This is a genomic window from Streptomyces sp. NPDC050732, from assembly GCF_040654255.1.
Classification (GTDB): domain Bacteria; phylum Actinomycetota; class Actinomycetes; order Streptomycetales; family Streptomycetaceae; genus Streptomyces.
In genome coordinates, this window is the sequence record NZ_JBFAHP010000011.1 from 25218 (window position 1) to 46867 (window position 21650).

The 21650-nt window shown below is 73.1% G+C and carries 16 protein-coding genes; 8 read left to right on the plus strand and 8 right to left on the minus strand.

What is annotated here, in order from left to right:
- Positions 1–81: 81 nt before the first annotated feature.
- The 4 genes from AB0H82_RS12245 to AB0H82_RS12260 form a co-directional block, all read right to left on the minus strand.
- On the minus strand, positions 82–243 hold the full coding sequence (locus AB0H82_RS12245) for a DUF6760 family protein (RefSeq protein WP_362991599.1): 162 nt from the start codon (positions 241–243) through the stop codon (positions 82–84).
- Entirely contained in the window at positions 240–662 is a 423-nt protein-coding gene (locus AB0H82_RS12250) for a hypothetical protein (protein WP_362991601.1), read from the minus strand. The genes AB0H82_RS12245 and AB0H82_RS12250 overlap by 4 nt, the downstream gene beginning before the upstream one ends.
- On the minus strand, positions 662–1105 hold the full coding sequence (locus AB0H82_RS12255) for a phage tail protein (protein WP_125515614.1): 444 nt from the start codon (positions 1103–1105) through the stop codon (positions 662–664). The genes AB0H82_RS12250 and AB0H82_RS12255 overlap by 1 nt, the downstream gene beginning before the upstream one ends.
- Before the next feature lie 63 nt (positions 1106–1168).
- The gene (locus tag AB0H82_RS12260) at positions 1169–2761 is read right to left on the minus strand and encodes a phage tail sheath subtilisin-like domain-containing protein (RefSeq protein WP_362991603.1); all 1593 of its coding nucleotides are present in this window, start codon (positions 2759–2761) and stop codon (positions 1169–1171) included.
- Between the two features lie 471 nt (positions 2762–3232).
- Between AB0H82_RS12260 and AB0H82_RS12265 the strand changes: the two genes are divergently transcribed.
- The 3 genes from AB0H82_RS12265 (at position 3233) to AB0H82_RS12275 (ending at position 9924) form a co-directional block, all read left to right on the plus strand.
- Complete coding sequence (locus AB0H82_RS12265) at positions 3233–6817, plus strand: BTAD domain-containing putative transcriptional regulator (RefSeq protein WP_362991605.1); 3585 nt, start codon at positions 3233–3235, stop codon at positions 6815–6817.
- 96 nt (positions 6818–6913) lie between these two features.
- Positions 6914–8539, plus strand: coding sequence for a peptidoglycan-binding domain-containing protein (locus tag AB0H82_RS12270; protein ID WP_362991607.1), 1626 nt, complete (start codon positions 6914–6916; stop codon positions 8537–8539).
- A gap of 5 nt (positions 8540–8544) precedes the next feature.
- Positions 8545–9924, plus strand: coding sequence for an RICIN domain-containing protein (locus AB0H82_RS12275; protein ID WP_362991609.1), 1380 nt, complete (start codon positions 8545–8547; stop codon positions 9922–9924).
- A gap of 25 nt (positions 9925–9949) precedes the next feature.
- On the opposite strand, the gene AB0H82_RS12280 is transcribed toward AB0H82_RS12275, so the two are convergent.
- Genes AB0H82_RS12280 through AB0H82_RS12290 form a run of 3 tightly spaced genes read right to left on the minus strand, consistent with a single transcriptional unit; the run spans position 9950 to position 13393 of the window.
- The gene (locus AB0H82_RS12280; protein WP_362991611.1) at positions 9950–11995 is read right to left on the minus strand and encodes an ATP-binding protein; all 2046 of its coding nucleotides are present in this window, start codon (positions 11993–11995) and stop codon (positions 9950–9952) included.
- The gene (locus AB0H82_RS12285) at positions 11992–12639 is read right to left on the minus strand and encodes a DUF4255 domain-containing protein (protein WP_362991613.1); all 648 of its coding nucleotides are present in this window, start codon (positions 12637–12639) and stop codon (positions 11992–11994) included. The genes AB0H82_RS12280 and AB0H82_RS12285 overlap by 4 nt, the downstream gene beginning before the upstream one ends.
- A gap of 52 nt (positions 12640–12691) precedes the next feature.
- Complete coding sequence (locus AB0H82_RS12290) at positions 12692–13393, minus strand: response regulator transcription factor (RefSeq protein WP_362991615.1); 702 nt, start codon at positions 13391–13393, stop codon at positions 12692–12694.
- Between the two features lie 450 nt (positions 13394–13843).
- Here AB0H82_RS12290 and AB0H82_RS12295 point away from each other — a divergent pair, with 450 nt between their 5' ends.
- A complete protein-coding gene (locus AB0H82_RS12295) occupies positions 13844–14110 on the plus strand; it encodes a helix-turn-helix transcriptional regulator (RefSeq protein ID WP_362991617.1) in 267 nt (88 codons plus the stop codon).
- A gap of 34 nt (positions 14111–14144) precedes the next feature.
- Here AB0H82_RS12295 and AB0H82_RS12300 read toward each other — a convergent pair whose 3' ends face one another.
- Positions 14145–14966 carry a hypothetical protein gene (locus AB0H82_RS12300; RefSeq protein ID WP_362991619.1) on the minus strand — a complete coding sequence of 274 codons (822 nt, stop codon included), beginning with the start codon at positions 14964–14966 and terminating at the stop codon, positions 14145–14147.
- Positions 14967–15351: 385 nt separating this feature from the next.
- Here AB0H82_RS12300 and AB0H82_RS12305 point away from each other — a divergent pair, with 385 nt between their 5' ends.
- The 4 genes from AB0H82_RS12305 (at position 15352) to AB0H82_RS12320 (ending at position 21565) form a co-directional block, all read left to right on the plus strand.
- A complete protein-coding gene (locus AB0H82_RS12305; protein WP_362991621.1) occupies positions 15352–16080 on the plus strand; it encodes a DNA polymerase ligase N-terminal domain-containing protein in 729 nt (242 codons plus the stop codon).
- Positions 16081–16193: 113 nt separating this feature from the next.
- The gene (locus tag AB0H82_RS12310; protein ID WP_362991623.1) at positions 16194–17681 is read left to right on the plus strand and encodes a 3' terminal RNA ribose 2'-O-methyltransferase Hen1; all 1488 of its coding nucleotides are present in this window, start codon (positions 16194–16196) and stop codon (positions 17679–17681) included.
- Complete coding sequence (locus AB0H82_RS12315) at positions 17678–20266, plus strand: polynucleotide kinase-phosphatase (RefSeq protein WP_362991625.1); 2589 nt, start codon at positions 17678–17680, stop codon at positions 20264–20266. Before AB0H82_RS12310 ends, AB0H82_RS12315 begins: the two co-directional genes overlap by 4 nt.
- Positions 20267–20332: 66 nt before the next feature.
- Positions 20333–21565: an arginine deiminase gene (locus AB0H82_RS12320; RefSeq protein WP_362991627.1), complete on the plus strand. Its 1233-nt coding sequence runs from the start codon at positions 20333–20335 to the stop codon at positions 21563–21565.
- The last annotated feature ends 85 nt before the right edge of the window (positions 21566–21650 follow it).

The window sequence follows — 21650 nt, forward strand, 5'->3', positions numbered from 1 at the left end:
CCGCCGCCACCTGAACAAGCCCATCACTTACCTCGACTCACCGGCCACCGAATCACCTCACCGCCCACCGCCCCCGCACCGTCACTGCCTGGCGGCCTCCGCCTGTTCCACCAGCTTTCCGGTCCGCGCCACGTACGCGCGCCGGTCCGCGTGTTCGAGGTCGAGGATGTCGTCCATGCCCCAGTGGAAGTGGTAGGCGAGGTACGCGACTTCCTCCTCGATGCGGTCGGCCGCGTACGTCACGATTCCCCCAGGCGGCTCCCGGCCAGCTCCACCTCGAAGGACTCCGAGCAGTGCGGGCAGGCCACGGCCGCGCGGGTGTGGCCCTCCGCGTTGATCTGCCGGTAGAAGTCCTGGAGGAAGGCCAGGTCGGAGGCGAACATGTTCTCCACCGTGCCGTCGTGGACGGAGCCGAGCGTGCCGAGCCGGGTGATGACCCGGCCGAGCAGCACCACGGACAGGTAGGCGGGGTTCTCGCGCACGCGGACGTCCCGCAGCGGCACCAGTTCGTCGCGCGCCGTCGCGAGCCGCATCGCGCCGTTGCGGTGTACGGTGCCCGACTCGTCCACGAAGCCGCGCGGCAGCTCGAACTCGAACTCCGTGCGCAGCGGTTCACGTACGTCCGCCCCCGCGTTCACCCCCGCCGGGCCTTCGCGCCGCATTACTCGATGACCAGCTCTTCGAAGACGATGGTGACCTGCTCGGTCAGCGCGGCGGCGTCGCCCGCCTTGACCCCGCTGGTCTCCACCTTGCTGCACCAGGCGTTGCGCAGGTTGTACCGCTTCACCGGGTTGTTCTGGTAGTCCATCATCATGATCGTGGCGTTCTTGCGCGCCGAACCCATGTCGCCCGCGATGGACTTGTTGATCCACTCGCTGAAGACGGGGCTCTGCGTCATGCCGCGCGTGACCGTGCACTCACCGGCCTTCTTCACGCCGGGCATCTTCTTCACGACGGGCTTGCCGTCGGCCGACACCTGCTGGTACTCGATGACGTCCTGCTCCATGGAGAGGCCGCTGACCTCCTGGAGGTACTCGACCATGACGCCGTCGATCTGGAGGCCGAAATTGTGTGTGGTGAGGGCGTCACCGGGCTGCAGAGACAAGGGGTTTCACTCCTGTTGTGATGGTTCTCGGGGGACCCTGAGGGGCGCGTACGCGCACGCGGACTACTCCTCCAGTTCGCCGCCCCCGCCGGAGAACTGCGCGAGCCGGAACACCACGAACTCGGCGGGCTTGACCGGCGCGATGCCGATCTCGCAGACGACCCGGCCGAGGTCGACCGACTCGGCGGGGTTGGTCTCCTCGTCACACTTGACGTAGAACGCGTCCTCGGGGCGCGAGCCGAACAGCGCGCCGGAGCGCCACTCGTTGACGAGGAACGCCGAGACGTTGCGGCGGATGCGCGCCCACAGGGCGTGGTCGTTCGGCTCGAAGACGACCCACTGGGTGCCGATGAGGATCGACTCTTCGAGGTAGTTGAAGTAGCGGCGCACGTTCAGGTAGCGCCAGGCCGGGTCCGACGCCATCGTGCGCGCGCCCCACACGCGGATGCCGCGGCCGGGGAACGCGCGGATGCAGTTCACGCCGACCGGGTTGAGCAGGTCCTGCTCGCCGCGGGTGATCTGCAGCTCCAGGTCCACGGCGCCGCGCACGATCTCGTTGGCGGGCGCCTTGTGCACACCGCGCTCGGCGTCGTTGCGCGCCCAGATGCCGGCCATGTGGCCGGACGGCGGCACGACCACCGACTGGCCGGACGCCGGGTCGAAGGACTTGATCCAGGGGTAGTAGAGCGCGGCGTAGCGCGAGTCGTAACCGGCCAGCTCCTGCCGCCACTGGCGGACCTGGCGGGCGTTGAGCGACGGCGGCGGGTCGATGATCGCCATCCGGTCGCCCATCAGCTCGCAGTGCGCGATGAGGCCGAGCTGGACCGCCTTGACCTGCTCCTCGTCGATCAGGCCCTGCTGGTAGGCGGCCATCAGGTCGGGCACCGCCACCATGTTGACCTCGTCCAGGGCCTCCAGGCCGCCGAAGCCGGTGCGGTCCGCGGAGTCGCCGATGAACTGGGCGGTCTCGACGCGGTCGACGGCACCGTTGGACGCGGGCACGGCGGGCGTGGCGGGGGCGGGCGGCGCGAGGGTCACGGTCTGCGCGTCGGGCTTGGCGAGCTGGCCGCCCGCCGCGGCCTCCTCCAGGGCGATGGTCTTGGAGCGCTGCTTGACCTGGGTGACGACGTAGTTCCGCGCGGTCTTCTTCGCGCTGACGTCGAAGCTCTCGACGACCTTGTCGCCGTCCTTGACGATCAGCTTGAAGCGGTCGGCGGCGCCCTCGCCCTCGCCGTCCTGCACCTCGACGGTCAGGGCCCCGCCGTTCGCGGTGCCCGCGGCGATCGCGGAGACCGAGAAGTTGCCGAGCGCCACGGGCTCGCCCGCGGTGATCGCCTTGGGCGCCTGGGCCTGCGCGGACGCCGCGGACCGCTGCTGCGGGTCGGCGGCGTCGGACCCGCCGACCCGCACGACGTACGCGGCGGAACCGCCGTTGTTGAAGAACCCGTACACGGAGTGCGCCAGGTAGTACCCGTCCGTGAACTCGCCGAACGCGGCCACGTACTGCGACCAGTTGGTCACCAGCGTGGGCTCGTTGAGCGGTCCCCGCGGTGCCAGGCCGACGAAGGCCGCAACGGACGTGCCGACCCCTTCGATGGGGCGTGAACCGCTGGCGACTTCCTCGATGTAGACGCCGGGGGACAGGTAGTTGGGCATGCTGCTGTGCTCCAAGGTTCGGGAAGGTGCGGGACCGGCGCACAGCCGGCACGGATTCGTACCGTGTCGACGATGTCCCACGCGCGGGCCGGTGCGTAGAGACGGACGGACGTCAGTGAGGGCAGATGCCGCTGCCCGTTCAGCCGTCGGACGGCAGCCACGGACCTGCGCGTTCGCGCCGGCCTGCGGTGCGGGGGCGGCGGGACGGGCCGGGTTGCCCGTCCGGTCACCCCGCGGGGCGCGCGGACCGGGGCTCCCGCCGCCCCCGGCCGAATGTCGGTGGTCGTTGGCGCATATGCCCCGCTCCAGGCGTCCACAGCGTCAATACCAGGTCAACAAGGTGGCGCGAGTGCCTCGCGCGTGTCGGGCGGCCCACGCGGCTGACGTAACGTTTGGTGCGTGCGGTCATGCGTGGCCGGTGCGAACGGGCACTTCCGGGTGCGTCACGGGGCAAGGGGTGCGGGGCTGACGATGCGGGGCGACGCGGGCGGCCGGCCGGGCCGGGACGGCGAACGGAGAGCCGGCCCGGACGATCCGGGCGGGGCGCTGTGGTTCCAGGTCCTCGGGCCGGTGCGGGCCTGGCGTGCCGGGCAGTCCCTCGTGCTCGGCCCGCCGCAGCAGCGCGCGACCCTGGCGGCCCTGCTGCTGCGCGGCGGGCATCCGGCGTCCGCGTCCGAGCTGGTGGACGCGTTGTGGGACGAGGAGCCTCCGCCGCGTGCGGTCGGCACGCTGCGCACGTACGTCTCGCGGCTCCGCTCCCTCCTCGAACCCGACCGGCGCGCCCGCGAACCGGCCAGGATCCTGGTGTCGGCCGGCGACGGGTACGCCCTGCGGCTGCCGCCCGGCGCCGTCGACGCGTCCGAGCTTGAGGACCGGGTGGCCGCGGCGCGCGCGATGCGCGCCGCCGGGGAACACGCCGAGGCCTACGCGGAGTTGACCGCGGCGCTCGCGCTCTCCGACGGTGCCCCGCTGGCCGGGCTGCCCGGCCCGTACGCCCGCCGCCAGCGGGACCGGCTCACCGAACTGTCCGTCACCGCGCAGGAGGAGTTCTTCGCCTGCGCGCTCGAACTGGGCTGCCACAGCGAGACGACCGCCCCCCTCAGTGTCTTCGCCGCCGAACACCCGCTGCGCGAGCGCGCCCAGGCCCTGCTGATGCTCGCCCTGCATCGCGGCGGGCGGCGCGCGGACGCCCTCGCCGTGTACGAGACGACGCGCCGCACGCTCGCCACCGAGCTCGGCGTCGACCCCGGCAAGGAGCTCACCTCGCTGCACGAGGGCCTGCTGAGGGGCACACCGCTGCCCACGGCCGCCGTCCCGTGGCCGGTCCCGCCGTCGCCTCTGTCCTCGCCGTACGCGCAGGCGCCGCGCGTCGGGGAGCAGCGGCAGGGCATGTCCGTACGGCCGGATGGTCGTGGGGGAGAGGCACGGGCACGGGGGCTGACGCAGAGGCGGGGACAGGGGCAGGGGCAGACCGAAGCGTGGGGGCCGCACGGGCACGCGCACGCGCAGGGTTACGGAAGCACGGCCCCGCCCCCGCCACCACCCCCGGCAGCCCGCACGGACCGCGCCCACCGCACGACCCGCCCCCTCCCCCTGAACGGGGCCTCCCCGACCCCGGCCCGCGCCCTCGCCCCCACCCCCACCCCCCTCATCCCCGCCCAACTCCTCCCCGACGTCACCGACTTCGCGGGGCGTGAGGCCGAGGCGCGGCTGCTCACCGAGACGCTGCGCACCGCCAGCTCCGGCAGCACGATGGCCGTGGCCACGCTCACCGGCCTCGGCGGCGTCGGCAAGACCGCGCTCGCGGTGCACGTCGCGCACGCCTTACGCGAGGAGTTCCCCGACGGGCAGCTGTACGTGGACCTGCGCGGCGCCGACCCGGCGCCCGGCGTCGACAGCGGCAGCGCGCTCACCGGATTCCTGCGCGCGCTCGGCATCCCCGAGAGCGCCGTGCCCGACGGACTCGACCAGCAGACCGCCCTCTACCGCTCGCTCCTCGCCGGGCGCCGCGTTCTCGTACTCCTCGACAACGCGCGCGACACCGCCCAGGTGCGGCCGCTGCTGCCCGGCACGCCGGGCTGCGCGGTCCTTGTGACCAGCCGCTGGCGGACCATCACCCTGCCCGGCGCGCGCCTCGTCGACGTCGAGACGATGGACGAGCCGCAGGCGCTCGGCCTGCTCTCCGCGACGGCCGGCGGCCGGCGGGTGGCCGCCGAACCGGAGGCCGCGCGCGAACTCGTCGCGATCTGCGGCGGTCTGCCGCTCGCCGTCCGCATCGCCGCCGCCCGGCTCGCCGCGAGGCCGGGCCGTCCCGTGGCCGACCTCACGGCGCGACTGCGTGACGAACGCCGCAGGCTGGACGAGCTGCGGGTGGACGACATGGGTGTGGAGGCCACCTTCCGGCTCGGCTACGAAGCCCTGGAACCGGAGCTCGCCCGCGCCTTCCGCATGGTCTCCCTCTGCTACATGCCGTCCTTCTGCCGCGGTGCCGCGGGGGCGCTCCTCGACGTGAGCGACGAGGAGGCGGAGGCGGCGGTGGAGCGCCTCGTCGACGCCGGACTCATGGAGCTGCACGGCGAGGACCGGTACCGCTTCCACGACCTGGTGCGGCTCTTCGCGCGCCAGCAGTGCGAGCTGCGCGAGAGCGCGCGGGAGCGCGCCGCCGCCCGTCTCCGCTTCCTCGACTACGTCGTGGCCACCGTCATCACCGCGATCCGCCGCACGAAACCGCACAGCGTGCTGCCACGGCTGCTGCACAGCCCCGCCTCCCCGGGCAAGAACCTGCCCGACGAGGCCGCCGCCCGCGACTGGCTGGTCGTCGCCCACTCCCGCCTGTGCGCCGCCGCAGAGGAGTCCCTGCGCCACGTCCCGGAGCCCGCGACGCCCCACCCGAACGCGGACGCGGACGACGCGCCTGCCGCGGGTTACGCGGTCGATGCGGGTCGTCGACCTGACGCGGTGCACGCGGGCAACGCGGGCCATCAGCCCGGCGCAGACCACGCGCCCCACGTCGGCCACCACCCCGACGCCGGCCACCACCCCGACGCCGGCCAAGTACCTGCCCCCCGGCACGTCCCGGCGCCGAATGCCGACGGCCATCCGGCAGGCGCGGTGCCCGGTGGGCCTCCCGGCCTCCGCCCCACCGTCGACCTGCTCACCGCCTGGTCCCACCTCGTGGTCGGTACCGCGCGTCACCGGGATCTGGAGCCGCTCGCCGAGTTGGCGCTGCGGATCGCGCGCAGGCACGGTGACGACCGGTCCGCCGCTCGGGCGCTGCGGCTCCTCGGCGCGCCGCACTACGGCACGGAGACCTTCGGCCGTGCCGAGCGGGCGTTGCGGGAAGCGCTGCGCCTCGGCGCGGTCACCGGTGATCTGCTGGTCGGCGCCGAGGGCGGCCACGAGCTGGGGATCGTTCTGATGGGCACGGGCCGGTACGAGGAGGCGCTGGAGCAACTGCGGCTGGCGTACGCGAGGTTCGGCGCGCTCGGCGGGCACGACGACCGGGTCCGCATCCTGTCCCACATGGCGCGGGCGTACGTCAGCCTGGGCCGGCGCGCGGCGGCCGACACCGCGCTCGTCGAATCGGTGCGCCAGGCACGGCGGTCGGGCAGTACGTCCACGCTCGCGCACGTCCTCTACCAGGCGGGCTGTGCGCTGCTCACGGACGGCCGGGCGGCCGCGGCGGCGGAACGGCTGCGTGAGGCCCAGCGCCTGCACGGCCGCACCCGCGACCCGCGCTGGGAGGCCCTCTGCTGGGCCCGCCTCGCCTACTGCGAACTCGACGAGAACCGGCCCGGCGAGGCGCTGCGCTGCGCCGACGCGGCGCTGGCCGTCGAGGGCGAGCTGGGCGACGCGTTCTGCCACGCCCTCGCGATGGCCGCGCGCGGCCGGGCCCTCCTCGCCCTCGGTGACCCCGACCGGGCGAGGGCCGCGCTCCGGATCGCCCACCGCGTCATGGAGCGCCGCGGCGCCGCGGAGGCCACGGAGATCGCCGCCCTGCTCTCCCGCCGGCAGCGTCCCGCGATCCCGAAGTCCGTGCTCTCGGCCTTCTGCTGACGTGTTCCCGGGGCGGTCGCTCGGGCAGGGGGCACTGCCCTCGGCGTCGCCCTTTCGTACAAGGCGACCGGGCGGGGTGCCCTCTACCGTGCCCGTATGACGTGGTGGAACTCCCTTGACCCGGCCGCGGTGACCGTGGACCCCGGTGGCCGATCGACCGTACGGCTTCGCGTACGCAATACGGGAGACACGGTCGAGGAGTTCCGGCTGGGGATCGTCGGCGCGCCCGCCGGCTGGGCCCGCGTCGAACCCGATGCGCTGCGGCTCTACCCGGGCAGCGAGGGCACGGCCGAAGTGTCCTTCGCGCCGCCCCGCTCATCCGACACGAACGCCGGGCCCACGCCCTTCGGCATCCGCGTCGAGCCCCGCGAGCACCCCGAGGCACGCGACGTCGTCGAGGGCCAGGTCACCGTCACGCCCTTCTCGGAGATACGGGCCGAGCTCCTGCCGCCCACCGTCGTCGGACGCTTCCGCGGCCGGGCCTCGGTCGCCGTGGACAACCTCGGCAACACCCCGCTGACCGCGTCGCTCACCGTCCGCGACGACGCGGGCCGGCTGGCCTTCGACGTCACGCCCACGGCGATCCAAGTGGCCCCGGGCCGCGCCGCGTTCGCCCGCTTCACCGTACGCCCGCAGCAGGTGCTGTGGACGGGGTCCGCGCAGGCGCACCCGCTCACCGTCGCCGTGCGCCGCTCCGGCGACGAGCAGGCCCACGAGCTGCCGGGCAGCTTCGACCAGCGCCCGGTCCTGCCCCGCTGGCTCCTCGCACTCGGCGGCGTGGTCGCGGCCCTCGGCATCGCCTTCATGGTGGTCTGGTTCTCGTACGCCCCCAAGTTCGCCGGGTCGGCGCGCGAGAACCAGGCGGCCGCCGCCCCCGACGCGGTCCCGCAGGGCGGTGAGAAGGACAAGCTCGCGGACGCCCCGCCGCCTCCGAAGGGGAAGGCGCGCGCCGGTGACGTGGGCGGTGCGGGCGGCGGAAGCGGCGGCAGCGGCGGCTCGGGCCCGGGCTCCGGCGCCGGGTCCGGAGGCGGCGGCTCGTCCGGCGGCGGTGGTGGCGGTGACGAAGGTGGCGGCAGCAAGGACCGTGGCGGCGGCGAGAAGCCGGTGACGGACCGCGGAGCCGCCCGCAGCGGCCCACCGTGGCAGCGCGGCTACAAGTCCGACGTGGTCGTCGAGTACGCCCAGCACCGCCTCGCGGCCCTCGGCTCGAAGAACCCGTGCACACTCACCGGCTCCTACACCCCCGGCGTCATCGACGCCAAGACCGAGGACAAGTTGATCTGTTACCAGCAAGCGGTGGTCCGCTCCGGCCAGACCTCCGGCAAGAACACCGCGCAGATCTTCGAGACGGACGAGCCGGGCGAGCTCGGCCGGGCCACCCTCACCTCGCTGTGGGCGCAGGGCGTCCGCCCCGACCACGTCCGCTCCGGAGCGGACGGCTGGGAGGTCGTGCAGGTCCAGGCGGCGTTCTGGTGGGCCTCCCAGGCCGGCATCAGCGACGGGGACCTGGACCGCGACCGGGCCTACGCCGAGCACGGCGTCGCCTACTTCGAGAACGGCCGCCGCGCGCCCGTCACGGCCAGGTACAACAGCGGCACGGCCGCCCACATCAAGGAGTACCAGGCGTCCGTCGGCCTCCCGGCGACCGGCGTCGCGGACAGCAGGACCCTGCAGGCCATGGTCGGCGGCAGCGTCAAGAACCCCGGCGTGAAGGGGCGTTGAGCCACATGTGGACCGCACTCGAACCCTCCGCGACCACCGTGGAACCCGGCTCCACCACGAGCGTACGGCTGCGCGTGCGCAACACCGGCGACACCGTCGAGGAGTACCGCCTCCAGGTGGTAGGCGCCGCCGCGGGATGGGCCCGCGTACAACCCGACGTACTGCGCCTGTACCCGGGAGCGGAGGCCACCGCAGAGGTGGAGCTCGCACCGCCGAGGACCCCGGACGCGCAGGCGGGCCCGACGCCGTTCGGTGTCCGGGTGCAGCCCCGCGAGGCCGCCCACGCGGCGGACGTGGCCGAGGGGCAGGTCACCGTCACCCCGTTCGCCGAACTGCGCACGGAACTCCTGCCGTTGGTGGTGAGCGGCCGGCTGGGCGCCAAGGCGTCGGTGGCCGTCGACAACCTCGGCAACCAGCAGCTGACGGCCTCCTTCTCCGGCCGTGAGAACGGCGACGCGCTGGAGGTCGAGGCCGAGCCGGGCTCCGTGCAGGTCGCCCCCGGCCGCGCCGGCTTCGCGGAGCTGCGGCTCAAGCCCGGCGCGGTGAGCTGGGTGGGCGGCACCACCAAGCATCCGTTCACCGTCTCCGTGCTGCGGGCCGGGGTGCCCGAGCCGGTGGAGCTGCGCGGCACGTACGTGCAGCCGTCGGTGATCCCGCGCTGGGCGATGGCGGTGTTCTCGGTGCTGTTCGCGCTGGGCCTCGCCTTCGCCGTGCTCTGGTTCCAGCACAAGCCGAGCATGGCCACCCAGGCCAGGGAGAAGCCGGGGAAGCAGCAGGAACTCCCGCAGACCGACGGCATGAAGAAGGCGCCGAGCCCGAAGCCGAGCGACCCCGAGGAGAAGGAGAAGGAGGAGCCCGCGCCGCCGCCGGAGGACAAGGGCGACGCTCCGAAGCCGAAGCCGGGCGGCGGCGAGAAGAAGGACGACGAGCCCAAGGGCCCCAAGACGCACACCATCCGCAGCAGCGAGGGCAGCGGCTGGTACCTGGAGGTCAAGAAGGGCGAACAGGCCGACGGCACCTACGTCGGCCAGAACCCCTCCCTCACGGACGAGTTCGGCGAGAACCAGAACTGGATCCTGCACCACTACCCGGAGTCCGACACCTACGCCCTGGAGCCGGCCAGCGCCCCCGGCACCGTCCTGGACCAGAAGGTGAACACGAACATCGCGCAGATCTTCCACGCGCCGCCGGAGAACATCAAGACCGGGCGGCTGCCCGACAACCAGAAGTGGAAGCTGGAGAGGCGCGGCGACGGGCTGACGCGGATCGTCGCCGTCGGCTCCGGCGAGTGCCTCGTCGACATGCAGAACGACACGAGCGCGGTCACGTGGAAGTGCGACGACCGCAAGAGCATGGGCTGGACGATCTCCGACTGGCCGGAGTAGCGCGCCCCGGCCGACCGGGGCGCGCCTACTGCCAGGGCAGCGTCGTCCCCGGCTCAAGGCGGCCCATCTTGCGGTACTCGCGCCGCGCCCCCGCCCGCACGTCCTCGCCCGACACCGGGCCGCCGTGCCCCGCCGCCAGATAGGCGGCGGTCACGGCGGCCGACCGGATGCCGCCGCCCGCCAGCTCGAACTCCTTGGCGCAGACGGCCAGTTCGGCGTCGAGGTCCGGAGCGCACGGAGTGCCCGCCAGGCAGCTCCGCCACAGCGTGAGGCGCTGCTCGACGTCCGGGAACGGGAAGTCCACCACCAGGTCGAGGCGGCGCGTGAACGCGTCGTCGATGTTGGCCCGCAGGTTCGTGGTCAGCACGGCGATCCCGTCGAACGCCTCAAGGCGCTGCAGCAGGTACGCGCTCTCCAGGTTCGCGTACCGGTCGTGCGAGCTCTTGACCTCCGAGCGCTTGCCGAAGACGGCGTCGGCCTCGTCGAAGAGCAGCACCGCGTCCGTGCGGTCCGCCTCGGCGAAGATCCGCTCCAGGTTCTTCTCCGTCTCGCCGATGTACTTGTCGACGACCGCCGACAGGTCCACCACATACAGGTCCAGGCCGAGTTCGCCGGCCACCACCTCGGCCGACAGCGTCTTGCCGGTGCCGGAGTCCCCGGCGAACAGCGCGACCACGCCGCGCCCGCGCCCGCCGCCGGTGCGCAGCCGCCACTCACCGAGCACCTTGTCGCGGTGCCGGGCGCGCATCGTCAGCTCCCGCAGCATGGACAGGGGTTCGTCCGGCAGGACCAGGTCGTCGAAGCGGACCTCGGGCCGGATCCGCCTGGCGTGCTTGTCGAGCAGCGGCGCGGACTGCAGCCGGGCGCTGTGCTGCAGGTGTGCGGCGGTCGGCGGGGTGCCGTCGAACGCGGCGAGGCCGGTGGCGTCCCGTGCCGCGCGGCGGATCTGCGGCTCGCTCAGCCGGTACGGCGCGACGGCCTCGCCGAGGTCGAAGTCCGGCTCGTACGCGGGGGTGTGCAGGGCCAGTTCGGTGTGCCAGGTGAGGGTCGTGTCGATGCCGTCCTGCGGCGCGTCGAGCGCGAGCAGTCCGGCGTCCGGCGCCCAGCCGGGGTCGTACGGCTCGCTCCCGAAGAACACCACCGGCACGTCGCCCGTCGCCAACGCCCGTACGAGGGCGCTGGGTTCGGGCGGCAGCGGGCCCACGACGAGCGCGGCCCGCCGCAGCCGTGCCTCGCGGACGAGCGCGACGGCCACCGCGGCGGTGTCGTCCCCCGCCCGGTGCGGGGGCCTGTGGAGCAGCACGGGCAGACCGGCTGCCCGCAGCGCGTCGGCCACGGGCCCGGCGGCGGTGCCCTCCCTGCGCTCGCGCAGATGGACGGCGAGCGGCCGCTCGGCGGCGAGGGCGGCGATCCGGCCGGCGAGGGGCTGACCCGGAGCCGTCGCACCGTCCGGCAGCAACTCGACGCCACGGTAGATGAGTTCGGGGTCGAGCGCGTTGTCGCCGAGCAGGTGCGACACCACGCGCTCCGGTACGCGCAGGGCCCGCCCCGGCAGGGGCCGGTCCTCGTCCTCCACGGCGATCAGGCCGCCGGCGCGCAGCGGAGCGAGGGGGTGGAAGCGGGCGCGGGCGAGCGGGTCGTGCGGTCCGGTGCCCGCGAGGTCGAGGGCGAGCGCGACCGTGGCCCTGCGGCGTCCGACGTCGTCGTTGAGGTAGCCGTACAGCGGCTCGAAGCGGCGGTCCACGTCGGGGGCGAGGGCGGCGAGCAGGATGTGCCGGTCGAGCGCGCCGAGGCCGAAGGATCGCGCCAACTCGCCCAGAGAGCCGGCCGGTTCGGGACCGTCGTCCGTCGGGGCGGGGGCGGGCTCCGGTGGGGGTGCCGTGGCCAGCCGGTGGGCGGTCTCCGGTGTCACGTACAGCCCGCGCAGCGGATCGGCCGCCGTCGGGTCGTCCGCGCCGCGCCGCGCGACGAGTTCGGCCACGCGTCCGCGCAGCGCCTCCAGCCGCGCCGGTATCGCGTCGTGCGGCGCCTCAGTCCTGTCTGTCGCGTCCGTTGCGTCGCGGGAGCTCATCGCGCACCTGCCCCGTCGTCCGCGGTGTCCCGCTGTTTCCGCAGCATCCGGGGCCGCGAGTCGCCGGGCTCGCCGTCGATGCCGCGGACGCCCACGACCGCGCCCTCGGTGACCGGCGGCGCCACGGGGTACGTCGGCGACACCGGGAACGGCACGGTGATCACGACGTCCAGGGACGGCTTGAGTTCACCGCCGAGCGCCGACCACACGTCCGCGATGGACCGGGACTCGGTGGGCGGCACCGCGACGGTCAGCGGCAGCGGGGCCCGCAGCGCGGCGAGTGCGGCCGGCAGGGCGTCGGGCGGCAGCAGCTCGTGCGCGAGCAGGGTGCCGAGGGCCGCGGAGAGCAGCCGGTGCTCGTCCTCCGGCCGGTTGGTCCAGGCGGTGAGCAGGTAGGAGAGGCGGAACCAGCGCGGCGGCTGCCGCCTGCGCAGCACGGTGCCGTCCGGCCCGCGTTCGGCGTACGCGCCGCGTTCGCGCCGGGCGACGTCCTCGCGGATGTCGTACAGGTACGAGTTGAGGGTGGGGGCGTTGCGCCGCGCGGCCCAGTCGCGGGTCGGCGCCTCGAAGACGACCTCGCCGGTCCCCTCGGGAAGCGCGCCGCGCAGCAGCGCGCGCAGCGCCTCGTCGACTTCGTGGATCACGGTCGGACTCCCCGGGCAGCAACGGGGGAGTGGTTCGGGCTCGGACGCCGCATTAGATGTATCCCTCCCGCAGCGCGTACGCGACGGCATGCGCGCGGTTCTGCAGCTGCAGGCGCGTCATGAGCGCGTGCAGGACGTTCTTGACGGTGCGTTCGGAGTAGGCGAGCTTCTCGGAGATCTGCTTGGTGTCCAGGCCCTCCGCGATCAGCCGCACCACGTCCACCTCGCGGGGTGCCATGCCCAGCGTCGGTACGAGGGTGGCGGCGGACGGCGACCCGTCGAGCGCCGAGAGCCGGAGGCGGCCCAGCTGCGTCATGAGCCGGTTGATGAGGTCGGGCGGCAGCTCGCCCTCGCCGCGCGCCGCGCTGTGCACGGCGCGCAGCAGCTTCTGCGGGGTCGCCTGGTGCCGCCACAGGATGGCCCGTACGCCGTACTCGACGACGGCGAGCAGTTCCGGCTCGCGCAGTTCGCTGGCGATCAGGACGACGCGCTGCTCGGTGGACCTGGTCAGCCGGCGCAGTTCGCTGCCGGCCAGGTCGTCGAGCCGGTCCACGAGCATGACGGCGACGCGTTCCGGGGCGGGTGCGGTCGCCGGGGCGGGCGGGGTCGCCGGTCCGTGCGGGGGCGTCTGCGTGCCGTCCCCGGCACGGTCCACCAGTTCGACGGTGGGCTGGTGCCGGAGATGGCTGATGACTCCGGCGCGGCTGAGGGGGTCGGTGGCGTGCACGGCCACCGATATACGTGTATCCGACAACTGACGTTTTCCTGTCTTCCCCCGAATAGCGACGGACACAGGGTGATCGACGTCAATCAATAAACGATTGCCAACGAATCAACGCGGACGTTTAACGGCGTACGGAGGGGGAACCCCCCTCGGTCGCGAGCGCTTAGGACTGTGTCCTGAGCGGCGTATGTGGTGTGGGTGCACCCCCGATGTGCGTCGTCCCGATGGGTAATTCCCTCGCGTAAATGGCCGGATATCGACGGTCGTGGTGTTGTCGCTGGTCACGCAAGGCTCGATCGCCCGGGGCTGACGGGCCGTCAAATCTTTGTCGGCGAAGGCCTTTTAGGTCTGGCTAAACGTGGGATGCTCTCCATAGGCGTTTGAGTGATGCCGCGATCACTGGGGGTAGTTATGGGCTGGAGTGCGGACACCGACAGGAGGCACTCGGAGGCGTTAGCCGGAAGGCGGCTCGCCCGCCAGGTGACGGCATCCATATCGGGCCTGCTGGCCGAGCGGGAGATCAGCCGCACGCAGCTGGCCGACCGCATGGGTGTATCCGCCGGCCGCGTCAGCCAGATCCTCTCGGGCGACGAGAACCTCACACTGCGTTCGCTGGCGACCATAGCCGCATCCCTGGAGGTGGACGTCGAGGTCTGCTTCGGTGCGCCGCCCCAGGCGGAGCAGGCGATTCCGCAGGCCAGGGTGGAGGGCGGGCCGATCCGCCCGTACGCCCCCGCGCAGTCGTAGCCGCGAGCCGGCGCGCCCGTTATGACACAGGCTCTCAGGGCTGGTGGTGCGTGCTCCGTGGCCCCGGGACCCGGCCCGGCATGACGTCGGATATGCCTGTGTGGTCCAGGCCGTCATGCGCGATGCCCTGCTTGACTTCGAGGATCTGGCGGTCGGTCGAGCGCCGCCCCGACTTGTAGGCGATGGCCAGCAAGAAGCAGCAACGCTGCTCGGCCTGGGCGCGGGCGTCGCGGTACCTGCCCTCGGCCGCCGCCACGGCGTGCTCGTCCAGGTCCCCGACGTGCTTCTCCAGCGCCCGTTCCTGCTTCAGCCATTTGTCCACGGCGGCCTGCGCCTCCCGGTGGAGTTCGGTGATGTCCTGCTGCAGCTGGGTGCGACGCGCGGCCGGCCGGCCCGGCACGTCCACCCGGAGCTCCAGGACGTAGTGGACGCCGTTGTTGAAGCGTTGCAGCTCCAGGCCGTTGCAGAAGCCCTGGGCCAGGTTCCGGCACCACTGCGATTCGTCGTACCGCACCTGCTCGGACAGCCGCTCCAGCAGGACGGAACCGTACAAGGTGAACAGCTTCAGCAGGGGAACGGACTGCAGCTGCCTCTCCTCCTCCCGGCCGACCAGGGAGACCAGCGCCCAGGCGGCGACCGCGCCGACCAGTACCGGCGGTACGCGCGAGGCGTGCGGCATGAGCAGTGAGCTCGCCAGCCCCGCCACTCCTGCCGTCCACACGGCGAAGACCAAGGCGCACCACCCGGACGTCCTGCTCCCCAGGAGCCGGCCCTGATTCCAGAAGCGGACCAGGAGTGCCAGCCACGCGACCCCCACGCACACGGCGATCGGCAGCCACCATTCTTCACCCGTCATGACGCCCCCTCGTTCCCGTCCCCCTGTGCGGCGGACCACGGACTCCGGAAAACTCCCGCCAACTCCAGCCAACTCCCGCCCCGAGCTGCCCAGTTGTCACGCAGTGTCCCGCCGCGGTCACAGCAGGATGGTCCCACCGGGGCAGGCGCGTCGAGGCGCAAACGGAACCGGATTCGGCAGGCACGGACGACATCCCGCCATATTCGATCGGGCTATGCGCCCCGCATCGGCGGCGGGTGCCCCAGCCGGTGCCGTGCCGACCGCCGTGCTCTCCCGTACCGTCGGAGGTAGGGCGAGCGCCCGGCGTGCGCCAGTGCGTCCCGGTGGCGATCACGGGGTACCCGGCGGCCCGGACGGATCAGCGACCCGACGGAAAGGGGCCTCTGTGACCGAGGAGGACAAGCTGCGGACCTATCGCGGGAAGCGGCACTTCGACAGGACGCGCGAGCCGAGCGGCGAGCAGGCGACGCGACGGCAGGACGCGGCCGCACCGGCCCCCGGCGACGAACCGGTCTTCGTCGTGCAGATCCACGACGCGAGCACCATGCACTTCGACTTCCGACTGGAGGTCGACGGCGTGCTCAAGTCCTGGTCCGTCCCCAAGGGGCCCTCCACCGACCCGCACGACAAGAGGCTCGCCCTCCCCACCGAGGACCACCCCATGGCGTACCGGGACTTCGAGGGCGTGATCCCCGAGGGCGAGTACGGCGGCGGGACCGTCATCGTCTGGGACCGGGGCACCTACCGGCCGATGAGCCACGACAAGAAGAAGCGGCCCGTGCCGTTCGGCCAGGCCCTGGAGAACGGCCACGCCACGTTCGAGCTGCACGGCGAGAAGCTGCGCGGACAGTACGCGCTCACCCGGTTCCACGGCCGCGAGGAGCGGAGCGGCGGCTCCGCCAAACCGACCTGGCTGCTCGTGCGGAAGGCCACAGGGGAGGGGAAGAGCACAGGGGAGGGGAAGAGCACAGGTGAGGGGAAGGGCGCGGGCAAGGGCGGCGGCACCCCCGACCCGCGGCGCGCCCGCTCCGTGCGCAGCGGCCGCACCCTGCGCCAGGTCGCCGAGGCGCCGGACGCCCCCAGATGGGAGCCGGACGGCGGTGAGAAGGGGTGACCGGTCTGCCCTGACCGGCGTGTGTGCGGAGTCCCGGCCGCCGCGTACGGACTCCTGACCGGCGAGTGCAAATTCCGTGGCCCTCGCCGCCCGGCGCGACGATACTCGACCATGTGTTCTTGACGATCTCGACCTCCGGCGACGCGCGGAACCCGGCGACCGACCTGGGATTCCTGCTGCACAAGCATCCTGACAGGACGCAGGCGTTCGCCACTTCCCACGGCACCGCCCACGTCTTCTACCCCGAGGCGACCCCCGAGCGCTGCACCGCCGCGCTGCTCCTGGAGGTCGACCCCGTCGCGCTCGTGCGGCGTGGCAAGGGGAAGGGCAAGGGGCGCGGCGGCGCACCCGACGCGGCGCTCGCGCAGTACGTGAACGACCGGCCGTACGCGGCCTCCTCGCTGCTCGCCGTGGCGCTGAGCGCGGTCTTCTCCAGCGCGCTGCGCGGCGTGTGCAACGCCCGCCCCGAGCGGGCCGCGCGGCCGCTGCCGCTGCGCGTCGAGGTGCCCGCCCTGCCCGCGAGCGGCGGCGCCGGCCTGGTGCGGGCGCTGTTCGAGCCGCTCGGCTGGACGGTGACGGCGACGCCCGTCCCGCTGGACGTGCGGTTCCCCGCCTGGGGGGACTCGCGGTACGTACAGCTCGTCCTCGACGTGCCCGACGGCCGGCTGACCCTGGGCGAGGCGCTCCGCCACCTGTACGTGCTGCTTCCCGTCCTCGACGACGCCAAGCACTACTGGGTCTCGCCGGACGAGGTCGACAAGCTGCTGCGGGCCGGTGACGGCTGGCTCGCGGACCACCCGGAGCGGGAGCTCATCACCAGCCGCTACCTCGCGCGGCGCCGGTCCCTGACCCGTGAGGCGACGGAGCGGCTCGAACTGGTACGGCTCGCCGACGCCGACGACACGGACGTCGAGGAGCTGGACAACGCCGTCGCTGAAGACGAGTCCGACACCTTCGACACGGAGGAGAGGCCCGTGCCGCTCGCCCTGCGCCGCCGCGAGGCGATCCTCGCGGCGCTCACCGCGGCCGGGGCGGCCCACGTCCTCGATCTCGGGTGCGGGCAGGGGCAGTTGGTGCAGGCGTTGCTCAAGGACGCGCGGTTCACCGAGATCGTCGGGCTCGACGTGTCCGTGCGCGCGCTGACCGTCGCGGCGCGGCGGCTGCGGCTCGACCGGATGGGCGAGCGCCTGGCGGAGCGCGTCACGCTCCTCCAGGGCTCGCTCGCCTACACCGACAAGCGGCTCAAGGGGTACGACGCGGCGGTGCTCAGCGAGGTCATCGAGCACCTCGACGTGGAGCGCCTGCCCGCCCTGGAGTACGCGGTGTTCGGCTCCGCGCGCCCCCGCACCGTCCTCGTCACGACGCCGAACGTCGAGTACAACGTCCGGTGGGAAACCCTCCCGGCCGGGCACGTGCGCCACGGTGACCACCGCTTCGAGTGGACGCGGGAGGAGTTCCGCGCCTGGGCCCGCGCGGTGGCCGAGCGGCACGCGTACGACGTGGAGTTCGTGCCCGTGGGCGACGACGACCCCGAGGTGGGGCCGCCCACCCAGATGGCCGTGTTCACGCAGGCCGCCAGAGAGGAGGTGCGGGCCGCATGACGAACGACACCACCAGCGACAGCGGTTCCGTCACCGAAGCCGCGGGACCGCGCCGCGTGCTGCCCGTCACCGACCTGTCCCTCGTCGTCCTGATCGGCGCCACCGGCTCCGGCAAGTCGACCTTCGCGCACCGGCACTTCAAGGCCACCGAGGTCATCTCCAGCGACTTCTGCCGAGGGCTCGTCGCCGACGACGAGAACGACCAGAGCGCCAGCCGCGACGCCTTCGACGTGCTGCACTACATCGCGGGCAAGCGCCTCGCCGCGGGCCGCCGCACGGTCGTCGACGCGACCAGCGTGCAGAGCGACAGCCGCAAGCAGCTGATCGAGCTGGCCAGGCAGTACGACGTGCTGCCCATCGCCATCGTGCTCGACGTGCCCGAAGAGGTCTGCGCCGCACGCAACGCCGCGCGCGAGGACCGTGCGGGGCTGCCGCGCCGCGTCATCCAGCGCCACCAGCGCGAACTGCGCCGCTCCCTGAAGCACCTGGAGCGCGAGGGCTTCAGGAAGGTCCACGTCCTGCGCGGCGTGGACGAGATCGAGGGCGCCACCGTCGTCACCGAGAAGCGCTACAACGACCTCTCCCACCTCACGGGCCCCTTCGACATCATCGGCGACATCCACGGCTGCGCCGCCGAACTGGAAACCCTGCTCGACAAGCTCGGCTATGCGGACGGCGTCCACCCCGAGGGCCGCACGGCCGTCTTCGTCGGCGACCTCGTCGACCGCGGCCCGGACACCCCGGGCGTGCTGCGCCGGGTGATGGCGATGGTCGCGGACGGCACCGCGCTCTGCGTGCCCGGCAACCACGAGAACAAGCTCGGCCGCCACCTGAGGGGCCGCAAGGTCCAGCACACCCACGGACTGGCCGAGACCATCGAGCAGCTGGAGCGCGAGAGCGAGGAATTCCGGGCGCGGGTACGGGAGTTCGTCGACGGTCTCGTCTCCCACTACGTCCTCGACGGGGGACGGCTCGTCGTCTGCCACGCGGGCCTGCCCGAGAAGTACCACGGCCGTACGTCCGGCCGGGTGCGCTCGCACGCCCTGTACGGCGACACGACCGGCGAGACCGACGAGTTCGGGCTGCCGGTGCGCTACCCGTGGGCGGAGGAGTACCGGGGCCGCGCCGCCGTCGTCTACGGCCACACCCCGGTGCCCACCGCGACCTGGCTCAACAACACCATCTGCCTGGACACCGGCGCCGTCTTCGGCGGCAGGCTGACCGCGCTGCGCTGGCCGGAGCGCGAACTCGTCGACGTACCGGCGGAACGCGTCTGGTACGAGCCGGCCAGGCCGCTGCGCACCGAGGCGCCCGGCGGTCACGACGGGCGGCCGCTCGACCTGGGCGACGTGCACGGCCGCCGCGTGGTGGAGACCCGGCACGCCGGCCGCGTCGCCGTGCGCGAGGAGAACGCGGCGGCGGCCCTGGAGGTCATGAGCCGCTTCGCCGTCGACCCGCGCCTGCTGCCGTACCTGCCGCCGACGATGGCGCCGACCGCGACGTCGCGGCGCGAGGGCTATCTGGAGCACCCGGCCGAGGCCTTCGCTTCGTACGCGCAGGACGGTGTCGCGCGCGTCGTGTGCGAGGAGAAGCACATGGGTTCCCGGGCGGTGGTCCTGGTCTGCCGGGACGCCGCCGCGGCCCGCGAGCGCTTCGGTGTCGAGGGCCCCACGGGGTCCCTCTGCACCCGCACCGGCCGCCCCTTCTTCGCCGACGCGGCCGTCACCGAGGAGGTGCTCGGCCGGGTCCGCGACGCCGTCACCGAGGCGGGCCTGTGGGAGGAGCTGCGGACGGACTGGCTGCTGCTCGACGCGGAGCTGATGCCGTGGTCGCTGAAGGCGTCCGGCCTGCTCCGCACCCAGTACGCCGCCGTGGGCGCCGCCTCCGGTGCCGTCTTCCCCGGCGCGCTCGCCGCGCTGGAGGCGGCGACGGCGCGCGGTGTCGACGCGGGCGGGCTCCTCGCCCGGCAGCGGGAGCGCGCCGCGGACGCCGCCGCGTTCACCGACGCCTACCGCCGCTACTGCTGGCCGACCGAGGGCCTGGAGGGCGTGCGGCTCGCGCCGTTCCAGATCCTGGCGGTCCAGGGCCGCAGCCTCGCCGGGCTCCCGCACGACGAACAGCTGGCCCTGATCGACCGCATGGTGGAGCACGACAACAGCGGCCAGGAGTCCGACCTGCTGCAGACCACCCGCCGCCTCTACGTCGACACGGGCGACCCCGAGTCGGTCCGCGCGGGCGTCGACTGGTGGCTGGAGATGACCAGCCGCGGCGGCGAGGGCATGGTCGTCAAGCCGGTCGAGGCGCTGGTCAGGAACGGGCAGGGCCGGCTCGTCCAGCCCGGCGTCAAGTGCCGCGGCCGCGAGTACCTGCGGATCGTCTACGGCCCGGAGTACACGCGCCCGGAGAACCTGGCGAAGCTGCGCGAGCGCTCACTCGGCCACAAGCGCTCACTCGCCACCCGCGAGTACGCGCTCGGCCTTGAGGCCCTGGACCGCCTCGCGGACGGCGAGCCGCTGTGGCGCGTGCACGAGGCGGTGTTCGCGGTCCTCGCCCTGGAGTCGGAGCCGGTGGACCCGCGGCTCTAGCCGCTGAGCCGCACGGCTTCGGCCAACGATGAGCGTCGGCCGTCCGGCCGGGGAAAGATGGACCCCATGGGATTCCATGTCGACTCCGAGGCCGGGCGGCTGCGCCGCGTCATACTGCACCGCCCCGATCTGGAGCTCAAGCGGCTGACTCCGAGCAACAAGGACACCCTCCTCTTCGACGACGTCCTGTGGGTGCGCAGGGCCCGCCAGGAGCACGACGGCTTCGCGGACGTGCTGCGCGACCGGGGCGTGGCCGTCCACCTCTTCGGCGACCTGCTGACCGAGACCCTGGACGTGCCGGCGGCCCGCCTCATGGTCCTGGACCGCGTCTTCGACGAGAAGGAGTACGGACCGCTGGCCACCGACCACCTGCGGGCCGTCTTCGCGACGCTGCCGTCGGCCGAGCTCGCCGAGGCGCTGGTCGGCGGGATGACGAAGCGGGAGTTCCTGGAGCGGCACGCCGAGCCGACGTCCGTCCGCTTCCACTGCATGGACCTGGACGACTTCCTGCTCGGTCCGCTGCCCAACCACCTCTTCACCCGCGACACCTCCGCCTGGATCTACGACGGCGTCTCCATCAACGCGATGCGCTGGCCCGCCAGGCAGCGCGAGACCGTGCACTTCGAGGCGATCTACCAGCACCACCCGCTGTTCCGGAGCGAGAACTTCAACATCTGGTCGCAGGGGCAGGCCGACTACCCCTCGACCATCGAGGGCGGCGACGTCCTCGTGATCGGCAAGGGGGCGGTGCTCATCGGCATGAGCGAGCGCACCACGCCGCAGGCCGTCGAGATGCTCGCGCACAAGCTGTTCGCGGCGGGCTCCGCGCAGACGATCGTGGCCCTGGACATGCCGAAGCGGCGCGCCTTCATGCACCTCGACACGGTCATGACGATGGTCGACGGCGACACCTTCACGCAGTACGCGGGCCTCGGCATGCTCCGCTCGTACACCATCGAACCGGGCGTCGGGGAGCGGGAGCTGAAGGTCACCGACCATCCGCCCGAGCACATGCACCGGGCGATCGCCGCGGCGCTCGGCCTCGACGGCATCCGGGTGCTCACGGCCACCCAGGACGTGCACGCGGCCGAGCGCGAGCAGTGGGACGACGGCTGCAACGTCCTCGCCGTGGAGCCCGGCGTCGTCGTCGCGTACGAGCGGAACTCGACGACCAACACGCACCTGCGCAAGCAGGGCATCGAGGTGATCGAGATCCTCGGCAGCGAGCTGGGGCGCGGCCGGGGCGGCCCGCGGTGCATGAGCTGCCCGGTGCAGCGGGACGCGGTGCCGGGGGCGTGACCCCGGCCGGGCGGTGAACCCGGGGGCTCCGTATATAAATGTGGAGCATCGTATATAGTTCCAAGGTCACCGTGTCCCGCACCCC